Origin of the sequence: Vibrio sp. MOR3, from assembly GCF_001557775.1 — a bacterium.
Lineage (GTDB): Bacteria > Pseudomonadota > Gammaproteobacteria > Enterobacterales > Vibrionaceae > Vibrio > Vibrio jasicida.
Genome location: NZ_LNRD01000003.1, coordinates 411544 through 430717, shown reverse-complemented (window position 1 = coordinate 430717; position 19174 = coordinate 411544). Strand labels below are relative to the sequence as shown.

General features: G+C 46.0%; 15 protein-coding genes. 9 read left to right on the top strand and 6 right to left on the bottom strand.

All coding sequences use genetic code 11. The features are described 5' to 3' along the window. Window positions 1-112: 112 nt before the first annotated feature. Window positions 113-1522 carry a glutamate--ammonia ligase gene (gene glnA, locus ATB76_RS09350; protein ID WP_038870033.1) on the bottom strand — a complete coding sequence of 470 codons (1410 nt, stop codon included), beginning with the start codon at window positions 1520-1522 and terminating at the stop codon, window positions 113-115. Between the two features lie 529 nt (window positions 1523-2051). Between glnA and typA the strand changes: the two genes are divergently transcribed. Next, window positions 2052-3881: a translational GTPase TypA gene (typA, locus tag ATB76_RS09345; protein WP_038870035.1), complete on the top strand. Its 1830-nt coding sequence runs from the start codon at window positions 2052-2054 to the stop codon at window positions 3879-3881. A 77-nt stretch (window positions 3882-3958) separates the two neighbouring features. Beyond that, entirely contained in the window at window positions 3959-4501 is a 543-nt protein-coding gene (locus ATB76_RS09340) for an AAA family ATPase (RefSeq protein WP_045422170.1), read from the top strand. A 31-nt stretch (window positions 4502-4532) separates the two neighbouring features. On the opposite strand, the gene ATB76_RS09335 is transcribed toward ATB76_RS09340, so the two are convergent. Next, complete coding sequence (locus ATB76_RS09335; RefSeq protein ID WP_005434517.1) at window positions 4533-5174, bottom strand: DUF2959 domain-containing protein; 642 nt, start codon at window positions 5172-5174, stop codon at window positions 4533-4535. Window positions 5175-5209: 35 nt separating this feature from the next. On the opposite strand from ATB76_RS09335, the gene ATB76_RS09330 reads away from it, so the two are divergent. The 3 genes from ATB76_RS09330 (at window position 5210) to ATB76_RS09320 (ending at window position 7585) form a co-directional block, all read left to right on the top strand. Beyond that, a complete protein-coding gene (locus tag ATB76_RS09330) occupies window positions 5210-6154 on the top strand; it encodes a virulence factor BrkB family protein (RefSeq protein ID WP_038870039.1) in 945 nt (314 codons plus the stop codon). Next, complete coding sequence (gene dtd, locus ATB76_RS09325) at window positions 6126-6560, top strand: D-aminoacyl-tRNA deacylase (RefSeq protein ID WP_038870041.1); 435 nt, start codon at window positions 6126-6128, stop codon at window positions 6558-6560. Before ATB76_RS09330 ends, dtd begins: the two co-directional genes overlap by 29 nt. 107 nt (window positions 6561-6667) lie before the next feature. Next, window positions 6668-7585, top strand: coding sequence for a bifunctional GNAT family N-acetyltransferase/hotdog fold thioesterase (locus ATB76_RS09320; protein ID WP_038870043.1), 918 nt, complete (start codon window positions 6668-6670; stop codon window positions 7583-7585). Here the strand turns inward: ATB76_RS09320 and ATB76_RS09315 are convergent. From ATB76_RS09315 to hslR, 4 genes are all read right to left on the bottom strand, one after another. After that, the gene (locus ATB76_RS09315) at window positions 7571-9748 is read right to left on the bottom strand and encodes an AsmA family protein (protein WP_061035059.1); all 2178 of its coding nucleotides are present in this window, start codon (window positions 9746-9748) and stop codon (window positions 7571-7573) included. The two genes, ATB76_RS09320 and ATB76_RS09315, sit on opposite strands and share 15 nt — an antisense overlap. A gap of 174 nt (window positions 9749-9922) precedes the next feature. Continuing rightward, window positions 9923-11551: a phosphoenolpyruvate carboxykinase (ATP) gene (gene pckA, locus ATB76_RS09310; RefSeq protein WP_061035058.1), complete on the bottom strand. Its 1629-nt coding sequence runs from the start codon at window positions 11549-11551 to the stop codon at window positions 9923-9925. A gap of 337 nt (window positions 11552-11888) precedes the next feature. Next, complete coding sequence (gene hslO, locus ATB76_RS09305; RefSeq protein WP_038870048.1) at window positions 11889-12764, bottom strand: Hsp33 family molecular chaperone HslO; 876 nt, start codon at window positions 12762-12764, stop codon at window positions 11889-11891. A 31-nt stretch (window positions 12765-12795) separates the two neighbouring features. Continuing rightward, window positions 12796-13182, bottom strand: a complete 387-nt coding sequence (gene hslR, locus ATB76_RS09300) for a ribosome-associated heat shock protein Hsp15 (RefSeq protein WP_038870051.1) — start codon at window positions 13180-13182, stop codon at window positions 12796-12798. A 253-nt stretch (window positions 13183-13435) separates the two neighbouring features. Here hslR and gspC point away from each other — a divergent pair, with 253 nt between their 5' ends. From gspC to gspF, 4 genes are read left to right on the top strand one after another with little or no spacing between them, the layout of a single operon-like run. Next, window positions 13436-14359 carry a type II secretion system protein GspC gene (gene gspC, locus ATB76_RS09295; RefSeq protein WP_038870053.1) on the top strand — a complete coding sequence of 308 codons (924 nt, stop codon included), beginning with the start codon at window positions 13436-13438 and terminating at the stop codon, window positions 14357-14359. A 36-nt stretch (window positions 14360-14395) separates the two neighbouring features. Continuing rightward, window positions 14396-16423 (top strand): type II secretion system secretin GspD, encoded by a 2028-nt coding sequence (gene gspD, locus ATB76_RS09290; protein ID WP_061035057.1) that lies wholly within the window; start codon window positions 14396-14398, stop codon window positions 16421-16423. Next, window positions 16416-17918 (top strand): type II secretion system ATPase GspE, encoded by a 1503-nt coding sequence (gene gspE / locus ATB76_RS09285; RefSeq protein WP_038870057.1) that lies wholly within the window; start codon window positions 16416-16418, stop codon window positions 17916-17918. Before gspD ends, gspE begins: the two co-directional genes overlap by 8 nt. Continuing rightward, on the top strand, window positions 17918-19138 hold the full coding sequence (gene gspF / locus ATB76_RS09280; RefSeq protein WP_038870059.1) for a type II secretion system inner membrane protein GspF: 1221 nt from the start codon (window positions 17918-17920) through the stop codon (window positions 19136-19138). Before gspE ends, gspF begins: the two co-directional genes overlap by 1 nt. Window positions 19139-19174 lie beyond the last annotated feature (36 nt).

Sequence of the window (19174 nt, the reverse complement as noted above, 5' to 3'; positions counted from 1 at the left end):
GTTATCTCTCCATGTTAAACGGGCAACTTAGTTGAGCGTATACAAAAAAGGCCCGCCTGCGAGGCGAGCCTAATATTTTGTAACTGTGTTTACATTTTACACAGCTTAGACCTTATACAGAGTAGTAAAGTTCGAACTCAAGTGGGTGAGTTGTCATGTTTACTTTCTCAACATCTTGCGCTTTCAGGCTGATGTAAGAATCGATGAAGTCATCAGAGAATACGCCGCCAGCTGTTAGGAACTCACGGTCTGCATCTAGTTCTTCTAGAGCGTCTTTTAGTGAGTAAGCCACTGTTGGGATTTCTGCTGCTTCTTCTGCTGGAAGGTCGTACAGGTCTTTATCCATAGCTTCGCCTGGGTGGATCTTGTTCTTAATACCGTCAAGACCAGCCATTAGCATTGCTGCGAAACATAGGTATGGGTTTGCTGCTGGGTCACCAAAGCGAACTTCAATACGACGTGCTTTAGGGCTTGGTACCACTGGGATACGGATAGAAGCAGAACGGTTACGCGCTGAGTAAGCTAGCATAACTGGTGCTTCGAAGCCTGGTACAAGACGCTTGTACGAGTTCGTTGATGGGTTAGCGAATGCGTTGATTGCACGAGCGTGTTTGATGATACCGCCAATGTAGTAAAGCGCCATTTCAGATAGGCCGCCGTACTTATCACCAGCAAATAGGTTAACGCCATCTTTTGCTAGAGATTGGTGAACGTGCATACCAGAACCGTTGTCACCAACTAGTGGCTTAGGCATGAATGTCGCTGTCTTACCAAATGCGTGTGCAACGTTGTGTACAACGTACTTGTAGATTTGGATTTCGTCTGCTTTTGTTGTTAGCGTGTTGAAGCGAGTTGCGATTTCGTTTTGACCCGCAGTTGCTACTTCGTGGTGGTGCGCTTCAACAACTAGGCCCATCTCTTCCATTACTAGACACATTGCAGAACGGATGTCTTGAGATGAATCCACAGGAGCTACTGGGAAGTAACCACCTTTAACGCCTGGACGGTGACCTTTGTTACCTTCTTCGTAATCAGAACCTGTGTTCCATGCTGCTTCTACGTCATCAATCTTGAAGAAAGAACCAGACATGTCAGTTGCGAACTTAACGTCGTCAAATAGGAAGAACTCTGGCTCAGGACCGATAAGTACTGTATCAGCAACGCCTGTAGAGCGCATGAAGTCTTCAGCGCGTTTAGCAATAGAGCGTGGGTCGCGATCGTAGCCTTGCATTGTTGCAGGCTCAAGGATGTCACAACGGATGTTTAGCGTTGCATCTTCAGTGAATGGGTCAAGCACTGCAGAAGATGCATCTGGCATCATAACCATGTCTGATTCGTTAATGCCTTTCCAGCCAGCAACTGATGAACCATCGAACATTTTACCTTCTTCGAAGAAGTCTGTGTCGATCTGGTGAGCAGGGATAGAGATGTGCTGCTCTTTACCTTTTGTATCAGTGAAGCGTAGGTCAACAAACTTAACTTCGTTCTCTTGGATCAGTGATAAAACGTTTTCTACTGACATCGTGGATAACCTCCAGTGTTAATAAAGCGGTAAAGCTCGATTTATGAAATCTTGATTAAATCCAGCATTGATTAATCTGTTTGACATTTTATTAATCGATGCTGGTTTCTCTAAAGCCAAAACCGTGCCAAAAAAAATATTCCATTAATTTCAAGGGATTATGTTTTCAGATCCTAGTTTGGTGCAAACGACTGCACCAAAATGATCTGACTTTGCACTAAAATGGTGCGCATTTAAATTATTGCACCACAATGTGACAAACACGTTGCTTATTTAGTCCAGTTTTTGAGCGAGAGTCAATTTGTATTACGCAACGATTGGAATAAAATTGCGTTGAATCAATTCGCTTTAATAAGGAAAGTGGGCATTAAGCGTAAATTTCGCAGAAAAGCTCGGGAGTAGATCACATATTTCTATGCTTTTTGCTAAAATCTGGTACATTATGGCCGTTTTTTTAATCAGCAAATGTCACCAGAGAGCACCCGTTCTCAGCGTGGGGACATTTCATCTATCTAAGTGAATCAAATCCATGGCTACTCCACAGATTGATAAATTAAGAAATATCGCGATCATCGCGCACGTTGACCACGGTAAAACAACACTGGTTGATAAACTACTGCAACAATCAGGTACTCTAGAGTCTCGCGGCGAAGCTGAAGAGCGAGTCATGGACTCAAACGACATCGAAAAAGAACGTGGTATTACCATTCTTGCTAAAAACACAGCAATTAACTGGAATGATTACCGCATCAACATCGTAGATACTCCGGGACACGCGGACTTCGGTGGTGAAGTAGAACGTATTATGTCGATGGTAGACTCAGTACTACTTATCGTTGACGCTGTTGATGGCCCGATGCCTCAAACGCGTTTCGTAACACAAAAAGCATTTGCACACGGCCTTAAGCCAATCGTTGTAATCAACAAGATTGACCGCCCAGGTGCTCGTCCTGATTGGGTTATGGACCAAGTATTCGACCTATTCGACAACCTAGGTGCAACTGACGAACAGCTAGACTTTAAAGTTGTTTACGCTTCAGCACTAAACGGTTGGGCTACTCTAGAAGAGGGCGAAACTGGCGAAAACATGGAACCGCTATTCCAAACTATCGTTGATGAAGTAGCCGCTCCAGAAGTTGACCTAGACGGTCCACTACAGATGCAAGTTTCTCAGCTAGACTACAGCTCTTACGTTGGTGTTATCGGTGTTGCTCGTGTAACTCGCGGTAGCGTTAAGCCAAACCAACAAGTAACAGTTATCGGTGCTGACGGTAAAACGCGCAACGGTAAAGTGGGTACGGTAATGGGTTACCTTGGTCTAGAGCGTCACGAAGTTGAGCAAGCGAACGCTGGTGATATCATTGCAATCACTGGTCTTGGTGAGCTGAAAATCTCTGACACTATTTGTGCTCAAAACCAAGTTGAAGCGCTACCAGCACTTTCTGTTGATGAACCAACAGTAACGATGACGTTCCAAGTAAACACGTCTCCATTCGCGGGTAAAGAAGGTAAATTCGTAACTTCACGTAACATCCTTGAGCGTCTAGAGAAAGAATTGGTACACAACGTAGCACTGCGCGTTGAGCAAACAGACGATCCAGACAAATTCCGCGTTTCAGGCCGTGGTGAACTTCACCTATCTATCCTGATCGAAAACATGCGTCGCGAAGGCTTTGAGCTTGCTGTATCTCGTCCAGAAGTAATCATCAAAGAAGAAGATGGTCAGCTAATGGAACCGTTTGAAACAGTAACGATTGATGTTCTTGAAGAGCACCAAGGCGGCATCATGGAAAACATCGGCCTACGTAAAGGTGAGCTGAAAGACATGGCACCAGACGGTAAAGGCCGTGTGCGCATGGACTTCGATATGCCTTCTCGTGGCTTGATCGGTTTCCAAACTGAATTCATGACGCTAACGTCAGGTTCTGGTCTTCTTTACCATACGTTTGATCACTACGGTCCACACAAAGGCGGTAACATCGGTCAGCGTATCAACGGCGTACTAATCGCTAACGCAATGGGTAAAGCACTGACTAACGCACTGTTTAACCTTCAAGAACGTGGTCGCCTATTTATCGGTCACGGTGTAGAAGTTTACGAAGGCATGGTTATCGGTATTCATAGCCGCGATAACGACCTAACAGTAAACGCTCTGAAAGGTAAGCAGCTAACCAACGTTCGTGCATCTGGTACTGATGACGCTCAGGTTCTAACTCCACCAATCAAGCACACTCTTGAGCAAGCTCTAGAGTTTATTGATGAAGATGAACTAGTAGAAGTAACGCCAGAAAGCATCCGTATCCGTAAGAAATTCCTAACAGAAAGCGACCGTAAACGCGCTTCTCGTGCAGGTAAATAATCTGTTTTAACGGATTCGATTAAGAAGAAACCCCGAGTTATGCTCGGGGTTTTTTGTATCTGAAGGGAAAAGAGTACATGAGGCCAATTGTGATTACGGGTGGCCCAGGCGCCGGCAAAACGACCTTGTTGAATGCGCTCGGTCATTTAGGGTATGCGACGTTTGCTGAAGGCTCACGTATTTTGATAGAGCAACAAAGTCAGTTAGAAAATGGCATCTTGCCTTGGAGTAACCTACCCGAGTTTGCCAACTTATGTCTTGAGTTTATGGGTAAGCAAAAGTGTGAGTCGCTGAGTCATCAGGTGGCTTTTATGGATCGCGCGATTCCCGATATTGTGGCTTATCTGCAAGTTGGAGGGTGTCTCGTTGAGCAAGCCTTCTTAACGGAGAGTGCTGGGTACCATAGTCAGGTGCTAACTTGTCGACCTGAAGCATCAATCTATGTTCAAGATGAAGTACGCCCACACAGCTTTGAAGAAGCGCTTCAGATTCATCACGCCCTTGTCGAGACGTATGCTGAGCTGGGTTATGAAGTGGTTGAAGTACCATGGGGAACAATACCAGAAAGGGTCGAGTTTGTTCGAAGAGTCACAGGCTTAGTGGTCGAGAGCACAAACTAAAAGCTCCTCACGAAGAGGAGCTTTTAAAGGCTTACTTTTGATTCAGCTGTTGCAGGAACTTATCTGATTCTGCGATCGCGGCATTCATTTGTTTGATTGCGTATTGGATGTCTTTCTCTAGGCTAGAAAATTCACCTTTTAGAGAGCCAATCGCGCTCGCGTTTAGATTGTGTTTTAAGTAAAGCGTGTTGTCGCGGAGTGTGTTGAGTACTGGCGTCATCTTGTCTTCAGCACGCTTCATCGCACTGAGCATGGTTTTGTAAGATGCTTTGGTCTCACGCAGCTTTTGTTCACTTGAGCGACGTAGCTTCGCGCTGGTGTACAAGTCTAGTTCGCCCTGCCACTCATCAAACAGCGCATCGGACACGTCTTCAATTGCAGCAATACGATCGCGCACGTCTTGTGCTGCTTTTTCGCTGTCTTCGTATTTATCGTTTATGTTGTTATAGACGCTTTCCAGTTCACCACCATCAAAATTGGTTAAGGCAGAAAGTGCTTCGAGTGCACTGGTAAATTCTTCTTGTGCGTCTTGTTGTGATTCTTTGGCGTCTTCAACGCGATCAACCATGATGTCACGCTTGTGGTATCCCACTTGCTCCATCGCTGAATAATAAGCGGACTGACATCCTGTTAAAGTGAAAATTGATAGTACAATTGCTAATAAATAAGGCATTCTTATGTCCTCGACGCTAATTTATGGGATGAACTATGAACCAGTTATCAGAGAGTTACAAGGTGAGATTGACTAGGCTTGTGCCGGGGAGCGTCGCGTTTTCCAAATATCTTCTCAAACGAATGACGCACGATCGCGTCAACGTCAATGCTGGCTATCTAGCTTATATTACTTTGCTGTCTATTGTGCCGATGTTGACGGTACTTTTGTCGATATTGTCGAAGTTTCCGGTGTTTGAGAATGTGGGTGAAACCTTGCAAGGTTACATCATTGATAACTTTGTCCCAGCTTCTGGTGATGCAGTAAGAACGGCGCTGCAAGAATTCGTTTCGAATACAGGAAAAATGACTGCCGTGGGCGGTGCTTTTCTATTTGTTGCGGCTTTGATGTTGATTTCAAATATCGATAAGAACTTAAACTACATTTGGCGAGTAAAAGACAAACGCCGCCCTGTCTTTTCTTTCTCAATGTATTGGATGGTGTTGACCCTTGGTCCGATTTTGGTCGGCGCAAGTATTGCTGCGACGTCTTACGTGACGTCCCTTAAGTTGATTGAGAACGAAACGCTATCGGGCGCTTACAACCTGTTTTTGCGTTGGCTGCCTTTGTTGTTGTCCTTCTTTGCGTTTATGGGCTTGTACTTTTTAGTGCCAAACAAAAAGGTATACCTATCCCATGGTGCAGTTGGCGCTGCTATTGCTGCTGTGCTGTTTGAATTGAGTAAGAAAGGCTTTGCTTTCTACATTACCCAGTTTCCTTCTTATCAGTTGATTTATGGCGCGTTAGCGGCCATTCCAATCTTGTTTGTGTGGGTGTATTTGTGTTGGCTCATTGTTTTGATTGGTGCGGAAGTCACCGCGGCTTTGGGAGAAAGAGAGCACTGGAGTGATGACCTAGAAATGATACACTCGACGGCAGAATTGCAATTAACAGATGAAGGAAGCGAGAGTCGTGATAGCGCTAATCCAACGAGTCAGTGAAGCCGCCGTTCGCGTGGACGGTGAAGTTGTCGGTGAAATCGACCAAGGTCTACTTGTTCTACTTGGTGTAGAGAAGGACGATGATGAAGCAAAAGCAAAACGTTTGATGGAGCGCGTAACCACTTATCGAGTGTTTGAAGACGATGACGGTAAAATGAATCTCAACGTCAAACAAGTGAACGGTAAGGTGTTGGTGGTGTCTCAATTTACGTTACCAGCAGACACCAAAAAAGGCACTCGCGCAGGCTTTTCTCGTGGTGCACACCCTGCGGATGCAGAACGTCTGTATGATTACTTTTCTGATTTGTGTGAGCAAGAGCTACCAACGCAACGTGGCCGCTTTGCTGCTGATATGAAAGTGTCATTAATTAATGACGGCCCGGTGACTTTCTGGCTACAGGTCTAATCTGGTAACTCCAATATCATGGTCTAAGCTTTAAGCCCAAGCGAATTGAATTTGCTTGGGTGTTTTCTCCTAAGGCTTTCATTTGATTTGTACTTTCAAGGATTGATATGTTCAAACTCATAACTCCAAAAACAGAAAATCAGCTCAATAAGTACTATCAATTTCGCTGGCAATTGCTACGTGAACCGTGGCGTATGCCGATAGGATCAGAGCGTGATGAGTACGATGGCATGAGCCATCATCGCATGATTACTGACAGTCGTGGCCGCCCTATGGCAATTGGTCGTTTGTACATTACCCCAGATAATGATGGTCAGATCCGCTACATGGCAGTGAAAAATAACCGTCGTAGCAAAGGCATGGGCTCATTAGTGCTCGTGGCGTTGGAATCTCTGGCGCGTCAAGAAGGCGCGAAGCGTTTGGTGTGTAATGCGCGTGAAGATGCGATTGCCTTCTACGAAAAGAACGGTTTTGAGCGAAGAGGTGAACTGACCGATGAACGTGGACCGGTGCGCCACCAACAGATGGTCAAACACCTTGACCCAATGGCTGATGTACTTCGCCGTCCCGACTGGTGTACCGAGCTACAAGAACGCTGGGAAGCGCAGATCCCAATTGCAGATAAGATGGGGATCAAAATCAATCAATACACGGGTTACCAGTTTGAGTGTAGCGCACAGCTCAATCCAAACTTGAATCCGCATAACACCATGTTTGCAGGCTCTGCCTTTACTCTGGCGACATTGACGGGGTGGGGTATGACGTGGTTGTTGATGAAAGAGCGTGGTTTGCACGGCGATATCGTGTTGGCAGACAGTTCGATTCGCTATCGCCATCCGGTTGAGCAGAATCCTGTGGCGAGTACCTCACTTGATGGTATTAGTGGTGATTTGGACAGGCTTGCGTCAGGACGTAAAGCGCGCATTGTTATTCATGTGGTGATTTACAGTGGTGACGTACCAGCAGTGGACTTTGTTGGTACTTACATGCTGCTACCGAATTACTCTAAGTTACTCAGCTGTTAGTGTTTCTTGTGGCGCGTCTGTGTTTGTAGATGCGCCTTTTTCAGATGTTAGGTCACGGCCTTGCGGGGCAGCGTTAGTTTCTGCCGCGCTTTCTTTAACTGGACCTTTAGTCGAGTCTTCTTGATTAGAGATAAGTTGCTTTTCTGAGTGCACCGTTGCGTGAGGCTCTTCCTCTTCGACCACTTCTTCGCTCAGTTCTTCTTCATGGTGCTCTAGATTAATTGCGTCAATCGTTTTGCTGCTTGTTACTTTCGATGAAGGCTTTTCTGATTCGATTGACTCAGGCTTCTTTGGCTTAATTGCACATTCATTGGTTTCGACGTCGCCACTCAATATGTCACCTTGAACTTTTCCACACACTTCTTTGAGCTGATAAATCACACCGCTCAGTGGGTTATTCGCCATATCAAACTCACCCGATAGGTTACCCGAAATGGCTTTGCCGGAAATGGTCACTGGTTGAAGCTTTACTTCGCCTCGCTGAGCTTGCAGTCGCAATGGGCTGAAAGTGACTGACTTTAGTGAATCGTCCGCTTGCGATTTCAAGGTGGTATCACGCAAGTTGGCTTCGACTTCTCCCGATAAGCTGTAAGAAAGCATGTTTTGATCGCCCGCCAATCCTTTTAAATCGAGACTTAAGTCAGAGAAGCCATTGACCGCAAGTGCTGTTGGTAAGTATGGGTGAAGTAATTGCAGGGGAATACCATCTGCATTGAGGTTTAGTGCCCATGGTTGACTGGTGGTACTGAGATCGATTTGCCCCAAGCCTTCGATATAGCCTTGCTCTAATGGCGCAAACAAACGTGTTAGCTGCCAGAAGCCATTTTCACTTTGGGTTGCGATCGCAGCATGCGAGGAAAGGACTTGATCGTAACTGGCATTCACGACGCTTGCATCAAGCTTGCCATTCCAAATACCCCAGTGACCATTGCTGCGTTTTACTTCGATCTGGTCACCCTCCAAATTCAAGCCAGAAAGCTGCCAGTAAGGTTGTTTGGATAACTGGATTACTTGACTGCGTTCAATCTCTAACTGCTTAACATCGACTTGCTGGAGCTTCTCTGTCGTTGTTTGCCACCAATCGGTTTTATCTCCTGGATGGATGGCCCATTTTAATCCAGTGATGGTGGCGTTGTTAATTTTCCAATGCTCTGGCTCAAACTCGCCTGATATCTGAACGGTACCCTGTTGCCAATCTAAGCTTAGTTCTTGCAGTTGAATGGATCCTGGCTTGAATTGAGCATTCAAGCGAGGCTCAACCGCGGTTTGATCTTGGAAACTGACGCTGTCAGCTTGCAGAGATATTTGTGCTGTTGTATTCCACAATGACAATGGGAGAGATGCATCTTCTACCGACAATTCTAAATTCTGCCAATGCCAATCTCCGTATTCCACGTCTGCATTCAGTAGGTCGAGGCTGTTAATGTGACTTATGTTAATCGGTAGAGCATGCCATGGTTTCGCTAACAAGGATTGTAACTGAGTGTTGTTGATTTTGAGCCTGTCAACAGTGACATTCACCAGCGACCAACCTTGTGGATAGTGCTCCCCTTGGCCTGAAATCTCACTGTCTCGCCAATTAAACGATGCGCCGTAAAGGGTGCTGTCCTGTGCTTTATAATCGACATCGACCAAAACATTGTTAAAGGTCTCACCATTCCAGTACCACTGCTCGGCAGACAGTTGGATTGCACCGAAAGGAACGAGTTGGTCCTTGCCATTCCATTGTGGATCTTGGATTTGTAGACTTAAACCATTAATACTGAATGCGTCATCCGCATAATCGAGGTTTTTTAGCGCCACCTGATGAAATTGGACATTTGTTAATTGAGGGAGAGTCGGCATGCCTTGTTGCAAGCTCAGACCATCAATAAGCAAACTATCGACAACCCACTTTCCATTGTGACGAACATCGGGGTTGAGCCAGACATCAACTTGTTCGATATAAGGCCATTGTTTATCTTTTGATGTGACGCCTTGCAGTTTCAGGTGGTAAGGAAATTCGTATTGGACACTTTCTGCTTGCAAAGGGAGCTCAGTCGACTCTGACAGCAGGTTCCAGGTTTGTTTGGAGTACGAGGTCGTCAGTAAGGCGATAAAAGCAGTTGGTACCGCGATCGCCAATACGAATATAAGAATTAGAATTCGACCTGCTGTTTTCATCCTTGCCAAAACCTGTGCGCAAAATAATGGTTAACCCGATGAAGAGATGTCTCTTGAGCAACCTAGATAGGCTTAAGCTTGTATCAATCTGGGGTGGGATTCAATAAAAAGCCCCTAAAAAGAGGGGCTTGACGATTATTTTTGTAGCTAAGTCACGCAGACTTCGTTGATGGTTTAATCCAACTGAGGTCCTGCTGCCACCAAAGATTGGCCTTCAGCATTGTCAGTGTACTTATCAAAGTTGTTGATGAAGCGTTCTGCCAAATCTTTCGCTTTGCTTTCCCATTGAAGTGGATCAACGTAAGTCTCACGTGGGTCAAGGATGCTTGGATCGACACCTGGAAGTGAAGTTGGCACCTCTAGGTTGAAGATAGGAATATGCTTGGTTTTCGCATCTTCAATTGAGCCGTCAAGGATTGCATCGATAATGCCGCGTGTATCTTGGATAGAAATACGCTTGCCGCTGCCGTTCCAACCAGTGTTGACTAGGTAAGCTTCTGCGCCAGCTGCTTCCATGCGTTTAACCAGTACTTCTGCGTACTTAGTTGGGTGTAGGGTTAAGAACGCTGCCCCGAAACATGCCGAGAAGGTTGGTGTTGGTTCAGTGATGCCACGTTCTGTACCGGCTAGTTTAGCGGTAAAGCCAGACAAGAAGTGGTACTTAGTTTGCTCAGGAGTCAGTTTAGAAACCGGAGGGAGTACGCCGAATGCGTCTGCTGATAGGAAGATCACCTTATTCGCGTGACCGCCTTTTGATACTGGCTTAACAATGTTGTCGATGTGATGCAGTGGGTAAGAAACACGAGTGTTTTCTGTCTTAGACCCATCATCAAAGTCGATAGAACCATCACTACGAACTGTAACGTTCTCTAATAGTGCATCGCGGCGGATTGCGTTGTAGATATCAGGCTCAGCTTCTTTCGATAGTTTGATGGTTTTCGCGTAACAGCCACCTTCGAAGTTGAATACGCCGTCGTCATCCCAACCGTGCTCATCATCACCAATCAGTGCACGTTTAGGGTCTGTAGATAGCGTTGTTTTACCTGTGCCAGATAGACCAAAGAAAATTGCTACATCGCCTTCTTCGCCCATGTTTGCACTACAGTGCATTGATGCGATGTCTTTCAGCGGAAGGAAGTAGTTCATCAGGGCGAACATGCCTTTCTTCTTTTCACCGCCGTACCAAGTACCACCGATCAGTTGCATGCGCTCTGTTAGATTGAACACCGTGAAGTTTTCAGAGTTCAGGCCTTGTTCTTCCCACTTGTCGTTCGTGCACTTCGCACCGTTCATTACGACGAAATCAGGTTCAAACGTTGCCAACTCTTCTTCTGTTGGACGGATAAACATGTTTTTTACGAAGTGCGCTTGCCATGCGACTTCTGTAATCACTCGAATACTCAAACGAGTGTCTGGGTTTGCACCACAATAACCGTCAATCACAAATAGGCGTTTACCAGAAAGCTGGTTGGTCACGAGCTCTTTTAGATCGTCCCACACTTCTTTGTTGATGGCTTTGTTGTCGTTTTTCACTGCATCAGAAGTCCACCACATGTGCTCTTCTGTGGTTGCATCTTTTACGATGTACTTATCTTTTGGTGAGCGACCAGTGAAGATACCAGTGTCTACGGCAACCGCGCCGAGTTCCGTAACGACACCACGTTCATAACCTGTCAGGTCAGCACGGGTCTCTTCCTCGAATAGCATTTCGTAGCTTGGGTTGCGAACAACCTCTTTAACGTTGTGCAGTCCGTGTTTGGTTAGATCAAGTGTTGCAGCCTTTGTATGTTCCATAACGGTCATAGGTGCTCCTTATAAGGATTTTTGTAGGGATTTTGTAATAATGTTTTAATTTTTATCTGCTCACCATGCTAGCAACGGGGCGGGGAGAAAACAGGGATGTAGCTCAAAAATTATCCATGATTTCAGTAAGGTTTTAGGTAACCCGTCACATATCGGTACGAATAGTTTATCGTGCGCGCAAACCTTTGCGCTAGGCCAAAAGAATTATTAATTACTTAAAATTAAGCGGTTGCTTTATTACGTGTGAGGCTAGGTATTACGAGGGTTAGATCACAAAAAGGCCAGCGTGATGCTGGCCTTTTGAAAGGTAAATTACAGGCTTGCTAAGCTATGAAAATTAATGCAGGGTTTTCTTTTCAGGAGCCGCTTGCGCATAGAGTTCGGTAATCTCTGATTCATCAAACGAGTATGACGTGCCACAGTAATCACAATGTAAAGAAACTGATCCTTCTTCGGCCAAAATGTCATTAATTTCAGCACGGTCCACGGTAATGATTGCTGCACCACTGCGCTCACGAGAACAACCACAATGGAATTCGACTGGTTGAGGTTCGTAAAGACGAACGGTGTCTTGGTTATATAGACGGTATAGCAGTTCGTTCGCAGGTAGCGTGAACAGCTCTTCGTTCTTCACTGTGTCTGTCAGTTGCTCTAGGTGATCGAAATCTTCTGGTGCACCAGTGCCGTCTGGCATGATTTGAATCATCATACCAGCAGCGTGTGCTTTACCTTCGTGTTCACCAGTGCGGATCCATAGACGCGTTTTTAGCTGTTCAGAGTTTGCGAAGTAGCCTTCGATAACTTCAGCTAATGTGTCACCTTCTAGGCCAACGACACCTTGGTAACGCTCGCCTTTTTTCGGTTCGATGGTGATCACTAGGTAACCTTTACCCATCATCTCGTGCAGTGTCGCGTTGTCAGCGATATCGCCTTCCCAACGTGCAACGCCGCGGATCTTTTGATCATGATCGCCATTGATGACTGCTAGAGAGACAGGGCCGTCACCTTGCAGCTGGATCGTGATTGAGCCTTCGAATTTCAAAGTTGCCGTTAAAAGTGTGGTTGAAACGAGTAGCTCACCCAACAGTTTTTGCAGCGCTGCCGGATATTCCTTGCTGGAGATAATACGTTGGTATGCTTCATCCAATTGTACCAACTCGCCACGAACTGAAAGGTCTTCAAATAGGTAGCGGTGTAAAACATTATTTGCCATGGAGTGCTTTCCTCGTCGGTAATTCCGGCGTTTATTGATGTTTGAACTTAATGATGTCGCGGCGCTGCTTTTTATCTGGGCGGCGTTCCGGACTAGGGTTGTGGGCGTTGAGTTTACGTTGTTTCGCGAACTCTTCGCGTTGATTAACACTGTCTTCAGTTTCGCGGTAGAGCGTTTGAGCGATGGGTGCGCCCATGCGACGATCAGAGATTTTTTCGATGATCACCGTTTTTTCTTCATTACCTTGACGAAGACGAATCTCAGCGCCCAACTCAACGATTTTACTTGGTTTGCTTCGTTGCCCATTATAGTGGACTTTACCGCCATCGACCATATTACGTGCGATAGAGCGGGTTTTATAGAATCTGGCAGCCCACAACCATTTATCTAGCCTTACGGCTTCATTTTCGGAACTCATAGAACTCGATGCTATCTAATCACTGCACTGATAGCGCAATGCTGGTGGATTATTCACCTACAGATGGTGCCAAGGCGTATTTTTTTCAAGGGAGTTGGCAAAAACTGCATAAGAAAAAGGTATGAAATATAAGTTGTGATATAGTTCACTGCTCTTTGTTGAGTAGTAATTTTATTGCAATTTTAGCAAGATAGAGTCGGCTGTCTTTATTTAGATTCAGGCTGACAGACGTAAGAATAAAGGAATCAATTCAGTGAAGCGTTTAGAGCTAAGTGCAGGATTATCAAGCAGCCCGCTACTGGCTCAGATCAAGTCCAACAATCATACCATTCAAGCGAAACTTAGTTTGCTACTTACTTGTCTATTTATAGCAATGACAGGTTGGATACTCGGTAAAGTGGTGTGGTTAGCAATGCCTCAAACTTCTGATGTGACTCAATGGAGACCGTCAGCAAGTGCTGTTGTGTCTGGTAATAAAAAAGACGCGATTGATTTCAATGCCCTCCAAAATGCCAACTTATTCGGAAAGTACACCGAGCAAAAGCCGGTCGTAGTAGAGCAACCTGTCGTGCAAGATGCGCCTAAAACACGCTTAAACCTAACGTTAGTTGGCGCGGTTGCGAGTAGTAACGCAAAAACCAGCTTGGCGGTGATTGCCAACCGAGGCAAACAAGCGACTTATGGCATCGGCGAAGAAATTGATGGAACGCGAGCAGAATTAAAAGCGGTGTTGGTGGACCGAGTCATTATTGACAACCAAGGCCGAGATGAAACCCTTATGCTTGAAGGGATTGAATACAAAAAGCTGTCTGAAACTCGTCAGGCAACTCGACCACAAGCGGCGAAGGCAAACAAACCTTCTGCTGTGGGTGAAAAGTTAGATCAAATTCGAGCGGAAATCGCAAAAGATCCGCAGAGCGTATTTAAGTACATCAACATTTCACCGGTTAAGAAAGACGGTGGAATTGTCGGCTATCGCGTCTCACCAGGTCGTGATGCGGCTTTGTTTAATGATGTCGGTCTAAAACCTGGTGATATTGCGGTGCAACTAAATGGGATCGATTTAAGTGACCCTTCATCTTCAGTACAACTGATGCAAGTGATGAACGACCCGCAAGAACTGAATTTGACTGTGGACCGTGATGGTCAGCAGTACGACATCTACATCCAATTGTAATACTTAGGCAACCAGCGTAAGTTCAGGGAGACATACGTGAAACATTGGTTTAGCAAAAGTGCTTGGTTACTTGCAGGGACTCTTCTCTGCGCACCGGGTGCGATGGCGAACGATTTTAGTGCTAGCTTCAAAGGCACTGACATTCAAGAATTCATCAACATTGTTGGTCGTAACCTAGAAAAGACCATCATCGTTGACCCGTCAGTACGCGGCAAAATCGACGTACGCAGCTATGACGTTCTTAATGAAGAGCAATACTACAGCTTCTTCCTTAACGTGCTAGAGGTGTATGGCTATGCGGTTGTAGAAATGGACAACGGCGTACTTAAAGTCATTAAAGCAAAAGACTCAAAAACATCTGCCATTCCAGTCTTAGGCGACGGCAGTGCGAAAGGCGATAGTGTCATTACTCGCGTGGTCGCGGTTCGTAACGTATCGGTTCGCGAACTTTCTCCACTACTGCGTCAGCTGATTGATAACGCGGGTGCCGGTAACGTAGTGCACTATGACCCTGCTAACATCATTTTGATCACAGGTCGTGCCGCGGTCGTAAACCGCCTTGCGGAAATCATTAAACGGGTTGACCAAGCGGGTGATAAAGAAATCGAATTAGTCGAGCTACGCAATGCTTCTGCTGCTGAGATGGTTCGTATCGTTGATGCCCTGAACAAAACGACGAATCAAAAAAGTACGCCTGAATTCCTTGAACCTAAAATCGTTGCTGATGAGCGTACCAACTCAATCCTGATTTCTGGTGATCCCAAAGTGCGAGCACGCCTTAAGCGATTGATTCGTCAACTTGACGTTGAAATGGCGACGAAAGGTAATAACCGCGTGGTTTACCTCAAGTATGCGAAAGCCGAAGACTTGGTTGACGTATTAAAAGGGGTGTCTGACAACCTACAAGCTGAGAAGCAAGCGGGTCAAAAAGGAGCATCAAGTTCACAACGTGGCGAAGTGGTGATTGCCGCTCACGAAGCGACCAACTCTTTGGTGCTGACTGCGCCGCCAGATATCATGATGGCGCTACAAGACGTGATTTCTCAACTGGATATCCGTCGTGCACAAGTTCTGATTGAAGCGTTGATCGTTGAAATGTCTGAAGGCGACGGCATCAATCTTGGCGTTCAATGGGGTAACCTAGAAACAGGTGCGGTTATTCAATACGGCAACTCTGGAGCGTCAATTGGTAGCGTAATGGTTGGTCTTGAAGAAGCAAAAGATCAAACACGAACTGAATACTACACAAACTCAGATGGTGAACGTACGCCATATGACGTTACTGAATCTGGTGACTACTCAACTCTGGCATCTGCACTTAGCGGTGTAAATGGTGCAGCGATGAGTATTGTCATGGGTGACTGGACTGCGTTGATCAGTGCCGTCTCATCAGATTCAAACTCAAACATTCTATCATCCCCAAGCATTACAGTGATGGATAACGGTGAAGCGTCCTTTATCGTTGGTGAAGAAGTGCCTGTGATTACAGGTTCGACAGCCGGATCGAATAACGACAACCCATTCCAAACGGTTGACCGTAAAGAAGTTGGCATCAAACTTAAAGTCGTACCTCAAATCAACGAAGGTGATTCAGTACAACTGACTATTGAGCAGGAAGTGTCAAACGTTCTGGGCGCGAATGGTGCGGTGGACGTACGTTTCGCGAAGCGTCAGTTGAATACCTCTGTGATGATTCAAGATGGTCAGATGCTAGTTCTGGGTGGTTTGGTTGATGAGCGTGCGTTAGAAAGTGAATCGAAAGTGCCGCTACTGGGTGATATTCCTGTAATAGGTCAACTGTTCAAGTCGACTAGCACGCAAACAGAAAAACGTAACCTGATGGTATTCATCAAGCCAACCATCATCCGCGATGGTATGACGGCTGATGGCATCACTCAGCGTAAGTATAACTTCATTCGTGCAGAGCAGCTTTATAAAGCGCAAGAAGGCTTGAAGTTGATGGATGACTCTAAGATTCCAGTCATGCCTGAATTTGGTGAAGATCGTAAACACCCTGCTGAAATTCAAGCGTTCATCGATCAGATGGTAAAGAATAATGGTTGATATGTTAGACACAGCGCCAAGCATGCGCCGTCTGCCATTCAGTTTTGCCAACCGCTTTAAACTGGTATTGGAGACGGAGCACCCTGAGCGCCCTCCAATCCTGTATTACGTCGAGCCGCTCAATCCTGCGGCTTTGGTTGAAGTACGCCGTGTACTGAAACAAAACTTTATTCCTCAACCGATGGACAAGGAAGCGTTCGATAAAAAGCTAACTGAAGCTTACCAGCGCGACTCTTCCGAAGCCCGTCAGTTGATGGAAGACATTGGCGCAGACAGTGACGACTTTTTCTCATTGGCAGAAGAGCTGCCGCATGATGAGGACTTGCTAGAGTCTGAAGATGATGCGCCAATCATCAAATTGATCAATGCCATGCTCGGTGAAGCGATCAAAGAAGGCGCATCGGATATTCATATCGAAACGTTCGAGAAAACCCTGTCAATTCGTTTCCGTGTCGATGGTGTATTGCGTGAAGTCTTAACCCCAAGCCGTAAACTCGCCCCTTTGCTGGTTTCTCGTGTGAAGGTAATGGCAAAACTAGATATCGCAGAAAAACGTGTTCCTCAAGATGGCCGTATTTCTCTGCGTATCGGTGGTCGAGCAGTAGACGTTCGTGTTTCTACCATGCCTTCATCGCATGGTGAGCGTGTTGTAATGCGTCTATTAGACAAAAACGCAACGCGTCTAGATTTACACAGTTTGGGTATGACGCCATCGGTGCACGATAACTTTGGTCGCTTGATTCAACGTCCACACGGTATCATCTTGGTGACCGGTCCGACAGGTTCGGGTAAATCAACAACCTTGTACGCGGGCTTGCAAGAGATCAACAGCAACGAACGTAATATTCTGACGGTAGAAGACCCAATCGAATTCGATATCGATGGTATCGGCCAGACGCAGGTTAACCCGAAAGTCGACATGACGTTTGCGCGCGGCTTACGTGCCATTCTTCGTCAAGACCCGGATGTGGTGATGGTCGGTGAGATCCGTGACTTAGAGACTGCACAGATTGCAGTGCAAGCGTCTCTGACTGGTCACTTGGTAATGTCGACGCTGCACACCAATACGGCAGTGGGCGCTATTACGCGTCTACGTGATATGGGCATCGAACCTTTCCTCATTTCATCTTCATTGCTTGGTGTGCTTGCTCAACGTCTGGTTCGTACCTTGTGTTCGGACTGTAAAGAGCCTTATGAAGCTGATAAAGAACAGAAAAAACTGTTTGGTTTAGAAGAGCATGAATCTCTGGTTTTACATCGTGCGACAGGGTGTGAAGTCTGCAATCAGAAGGGCTATCGTGGTCGTACTGGTATTCATGAACTTCTGATGGTTGATGAGCAAGTTCAGGAGTTAATTCACAGCGAAGCGGGTGAACAAGAAATTGAAAAAGCCGTCCGTCAGCATACACCAAGTATTCGTAGCGATGGCCTAAGCAAAGTGAGCCGCGGCATTACCTCACTTGAAGAAGTCATGCGAGTGACCAAGGAAGCGTAATGGCAGCATTTGAATACAAAGCGCTGGATGCGAAAGGCAAGCAGAAGAAAGGCACAATTGAAGGGGATAACGCTCGTCAGGTGCGCCAACGCCTAAAAGAACAGGGCATGATTCCTGTTGAGGTGATGGAAGCCAAAGCAAAAGCGGCTAAGTCTTCAGGCGGGTCAGTCGGATTCAAGCGTGGTATCAAAACCGCAGAACTTGCACTGATCACACGCCAACTTTCAACACTCGTTCAATCGGGTATGCCATTAGAAGAGTGTTTGAAAGCGGTATCAGAACAAGCAGAAAAGCCGCGTATTCGTACTATGATTGCCGCCGTGCGTTCAAAAGTCACGGAAGGTTACCCTCTGGCAGATAGCCTGGGGGATTACCCGCATGTTTTCGACGAACTTTACCTTTCAATGGTTGCCGCGGGTGAAAAATCCGGTCACTTGGACACGGTGTTAGAGCGCTTGGCTGACTACGTAGAAAACCGTCAGAAAATGCGTTCTAAATTGCTGCAAGCCATGATTTACCCGGTGGTATTGGTGGTGTTTGCCGTTGGTATCGTCTCTCTGTTGCTCTCTTCTGTTGTTCCGAAGATCATCGAACCTATCATTCAGATGGGACAAGAGTTACCTCAATCAACGCAATTTCTTTTGTCTGCGAGTGAGTTTGTCCAAGAGTGGGGGCTGATAATCTTTATCGTGGTGGTAGTACTCTTCTACGGGCTTAAACTGGCACTACAAAAACCGAACTTTCGTTTAGCGTGGGATAGAAAAATCCTTAGCCTACCGCTGATTGGTAAGATTTCTCGTGGCTTAAATACGTCGCGATTTGCGCGTACGCTATCGATTTGTACATCCAGTGCTATTCCGATTTTGGAAGGCATGCGAGTCGCGGTTGATGTTATGTCCAATCGTTACGTGAAACAGCAAGTTTTGGTCGCGGCAGATAACGTAAGAGAAGGTGCAAGCTTACGTAAAGCATTGGATCAAACTCGTTTGTTTCCACCAATGATGCTGCACATGATTTCTAGTGGTGAGCAGAGTGGTGAGCTTGAGAGTATGTTGACTCGTGCTGCGGATAACCAAGATCAAAACTTTGAATCTACGGTCAACATTGCACTTGGCATTTTCACTCCAGTATTGATTGCATTGATGGCAGGCTTGGTACTTTTCATCGTAATGGCGACATTGATGCCAATGTTGGAAATGAATAACTTAATGAGTGGATAAAATTCGAGTTAAGCTGTGTCTACTGATGATATAGCT